4 protein-coding genes are annotated in these 4,208 nt (G+C 72.2%); all 4 read right to left on the reverse strand.

Going from position 1 to position 4,208, the window contains the following annotated elements; translation table 11 throughout:
- Window positions 1–1,944: dynamin family protein (locus F8A92_RS18100; RefSeq protein WP_153506579.1), on the reverse strand; the 1,944-nt coding region annotated here is incomplete at its 3' end.
- Complete coding sequence (grpE, locus tag F8A92_RS19165) at window positions 1,941–2,465, reverse strand: nucleotide exchange factor GrpE (RefSeq protein ID WP_228389570.1); 525 nt, start codon at window positions 2,463–2,465, stop codon at window positions 1,941–1,943. The genes F8A92_RS18100 and grpE, both read right to left, overlap by 4 nt.
- A complete protein-coding gene (locus tag F8A92_RS18110; protein WP_153506580.1) occupies window positions 2,462–3,973 on the reverse strand; it encodes a dynamin family protein in 1,512 nt (503 codons plus the stop codon). Before F8A92_RS18110 ends, grpE begins: the two co-directional genes overlap by 4 nt.
- Before the next feature lie 41 nt (window positions 3,974–4,014).
- On the reverse strand, window positions 4,015–4,208 hold a 194-nt coding region (locus F8A92_RS18760; protein WP_228389571.1), incomplete at its 5' end, for a hypothetical protein.

A 4,208-nucleotide genomic window follows, 5' to 3' on the forward strand; every position in this document is an offset into this window, starting at 1 on the left:
GGCTGCCCCGCGGGAGCTCTCCGCCTGCCGCTGGGCGCCCGACGCCGCCGCACCGGGCTGTCGCGCACCGGGGGTGGCCGCCGCGGTGGCCGACCGCTTCTGCACGACCGCGTTGCGCAGCCGCGGCAGGATCTGGTCGATCGTCGAGGCGACGTCGCGGACGGCGGCGATCTCCTTGGTGATCTCGGCCGCGCGCCGCTCGCGCTCCGTGCGGTCGACCTTCAACGACTGGTCGATCTGCTTGATGTGCCCGTCGAGGGTCTCGATGCGGCGTACCAGTGCGCGGTCCAGCGCGAGCGTGAGCTCGTGCTCGGCCTCGATGAAGAACGCCGAGGCGTCCGCCTCGAGGCGCGCGCGGGTCTCTCCGAGCGTCTCGTTCAGCCACAGCTTGAGCTGGTTGCGGTCCGAGGCGGTCCGACGTGCCCACACGATCCAGCCCGCGACGCTCAGGCCCACGGCGACCGCGATGGGCCAGGCGACGATGGCCGCGCCGGTCGCGGCGGTGAGGCTCGAGCCGGTGATGCTGGTGATCGAGATGCCGGACATCATGCTGATGTTGGTCAGCACCTTCTCGTCCGCGGACGACTGCCGCTTGGCCGGTCCGGCGGTCGCGGTGATCTGCCGCGGCCGCTGCAGCGCGGCGTACACCTCGGCGAGCTCGTTCTGCGCGAACATCGACTGCAGCACCGAGCGGGACACCGTCCGCATCCGCGCCTGCTGGCGGTCGAAGATCTGCATCGACGAGGCCTTCAGGGCGGAATCGAGTGCCGGGCCGATGTCCTTCAGGCGGCCCTTGTCGAGCTCCTCGACCTGGCGTCGCCAGTAGGCGAGGAACTTGCGGTTCTCGGACTGGATGTCCGCCATCGTGTCCAGGCGCGCCCGCGACAGCAGCGAGCGCAGCCGCAGCTGCCAGGCGCGCGAGTCGGCCTTGCGCGCCTGCAGCAGCCGATCGCGGTTCTCCTTCAGCCGGTTGGCGTACTCGAGGTCGGGCTGGCACGCCCGGCGGCTGTCCTCGAGGGTGGTCAGCAGCCCGTCGAGCTGGGAGCGCATCGTGCGCAGCAGGTTGGCCTCGTGCAGCGCCGACGCCTTCAGCGCCACCTGCTGCTGCAGCGCCACCTGCAGCTCGGTGATCTTCGATTCCGTGCGCAGGGACCGGCCGAGCTCGCTGGCGCCCATCAGCGCAGCCTGCTCGAAGAGCTTCGACGAGACGGGCAGCATCACGCTGTCGGCGAAGCGGGGCGCGTGCTCGCGCAACAGCTTGCGGTTGTCCTCGACGATCTGCCGCCAGCCCCGATAGGCATCCGTCTTGGTGACCGCGAAGATCACGAGGTCGATGTTCTTGGACGCCTTGACGAGGAAGTCGATCTCCGGCTTGGTGAACGGCGCCGACGCGTCGCACACGAACAGCAGCGCGGTGGCCCGGCCGACCGCGCGCAGCGCGATCTCGGCGTGCGTCGCATCCAGGCCACCCACGCCGGGGGTGTCGACCAGGTTCACGTTGCCGAGCAGCGGCGAGTCGCACTCGACCTCGATCAGCCGCGGCGGGGTGTACTGGCCACGCTCGCCCAGGTCCGTCGCCCAGTCGCGCATCCGCTCGAGCGGGATGTCGACCGGCTCGCTCTGGCCGGGCAGCAGGGCGCGGGCCGCCGTCTTGGGGCCGCGGCGGAACATGATGTACGTGCTGGTCGCCACCCGCGAGTCGACCGGGGAGAGCCCGGGCACGTTGATCAAGGCGTTGGTCAGGCTCGACTTGCCGCGCTTGGCCTCACCGACCACGACCACCGTCGGCTTGTCGGGGCGGGTGGCGCGCATCCTGGTGAGCCGGACGGCGATGTCGGGGTCGTGCTTGTCGAGGATCGCCAGGCCGCGGTCCGACGTCTGCCGCGCGAGCTGCGACAGCGTGATCCGTTTGGCGGGCGCCGCGTTCTGCTGCGGCGTGCTCACGCCGAACCGCCCCGGTCGAGGGCGAAGACGGTCACGACCGGGTGGCGCACGACGCGGTCGCCGTCGGCGTACCCGGCGAGCTCGAGCTCGGCGATGGTGCCCTGCTGCGCGGGATCGTCGGTGTGCACCGTGGCGGACGCCTCGTGCCGCTGAGGGTCGAAGCGCTCGCCGACCCGCGGCACGAGGACCTGGATGCCGAGCTGCGCGAGGTTGTCGTCCATCCGCGCCGCCACGGCGGGGGAGGAGACGCGGTCGCGGGCGTACAGCAGCAGGTCGACCATCTTCGCGCGCTCGTTCTGCAGCTGCACCAGCGCCTCGAGGTGCGGACGCACCTCGGAGTACAGCACGTAGTCCTCCGCGTCGTCGCCGGCGGCCGGGTGGCCGGCCGCGTCGTCGAAGTCGAAGTCGGTGTCCTCGTCGACGGGCCGCTCGCGAAGCGCGTGGTCCAGGGCGTCGTCGGCGTCGGGCCCGACGGCCTCCACGGGCGTCTCCGGGCCGCGGCGATCCTGCGGGTCGGTCATGTCGGTGCCCCTCCGGTGGCGATGGCTCGTAGCTGCTGCCAGAGCATGAAGTAAGAGCGATGGATCGTGTGCGCGATGCGGCTCTGCGCGGGGGTCGAGCCGAAGGTGGCGAAGGTGCGCCAGCGGCCGGCCGCGTCGAGCGCGCGCTGGATCAGGTCCGGCGCCGGCGCTCCGGGGGCGCCGAGCATCTCGTCCGGGGACGCACCGGTGACCAGGCGACGGACCTCGTCGAACATGTCGTCGGGCAGCTCCACCGTGCCGGTGGTGACCAGGCTCGCGGCCTCGAGCAGCCGCAGCTGCTGGGCCTCCGGGTGCTGGTACAGCTCCTCGAGGTGGTCGAACATCAGGTCGCGTACCGCCGGCGGCGCGGCGCTCGCCAGCCTGTCCAGGGCCGAGAGCGCGACCGAGGACTTGATGTCGTCGGCCCGCACGCTGAACACGCCGTCGATGATCCGCCGCAGCCGGGGGAACCCGCTGTCGGTCTCCAGCAGCCGGCGCAGCCCACCGGTGCTGATGCCCGGATCCGCGAGAATGGCGGCGACCGCCTTGGCGGCGCCGTACCGGTCGAGGCGGCTCAGCAGCCGCTCGCGCGCCGCCACGTCGATCGGGACCTCCGGGCGGACGAAGAAGTCGGTCGACAGGAACAGCATCTGGCGCACCGGTTCCTCGAGCGCCGCGATCTCACGCAGCACCTGCGCGTCGGCCTCGGTGAAGTTCCCGGTGAGCGCCGATTCCGCCATGAGCCCGACCAGCGGCAGCACCTGGGAGACCGCGTGCCGCAGCGTGTGCGAGTGCTCGGCCGCGAGCTCGTGGGCGAGCCCCATCGGATCGTCGGCCTGCAGCTGGTCGGCCTTGTTCAAGATCGCGAGGGCGTTGATCGGCGACGTCGTCGCGTCGCTCGAGGCGCGCCGGAAGGCGGCGAGGGCGTCCGCGTCGTCCGCGCGGATCGACTGGGTGAGCACGTAGAGCACGGCCTCGGCGGCCGCGACCGCCTGCCGCGACTGCTCGTCCACGGGGCCCGGCTCGCCGCCGAGCATGCCCTGCGTGCGGCCGGCACTCTCCTCGTGCAACGACGCCAGACCGGGCGTGTCGATGATGGTCACGTGGCGGAGCGCGTCATAGGTGAGGTACGCGTCGACGACCGCCACCTCCTCGGGATCGCACCCCAGGTCGACCGGGATGACCCCGTCGCCGTCGTACGGCAGGGTGCGGACGGTGCCGTCCAGTCGGCGCACCTCGACGCGGTCGACGGTCCCGTACTGGAACCGGGTGACCATCCGGGTGCACTCGCGGACGTCGGTCGCCGAGACCCGGCGGCCGATCAGCGCGTTGACCACGGTCGACTTCCCCGACTTGATGCGTCCTGCGACGGCCAGTTGCAGCGGTCCCTGCAGGCGCGCGACGATGCCGTCGATCGCGTGGGCGGTCTCCGGCGGGACGCGCTGCTGCAGGGAGCGAGCCATCTGCGCCACGAGGGGCGACATGCGTCGCGGCGACGTGACGGTCATCGGGGCCCTCCTTCGGGGAGCAGTGGGTGCACCGGCCGGTGCTACAGGTTGGTGAACAGCACGACCAGCAGGATGACGGCCGTGACGCCGATCGCGATCCAGATGACCGGCCGCCAGTTCGGGCCGGCCGCCGGGGCCGGCGCCGGGCTCTGCTGGGGCCGCGGCTGGTTGACCAGCGGGCGGGGCGCGGGCGGAGCGCCGGCCGCGAGCTGGCTGCCCGTGGTGGGGCGCGGCG

The sequence above is a fragment of the Cumulibacter manganitolerans genome (assembly GCF_009602465.1).
Taxonomy (GTDB): Bacteria; Actinomycetota; Actinomycetes; order Mycobacteriales; family Antricoccaceae; genus Cumulibacter; species Cumulibacter manganitolerans.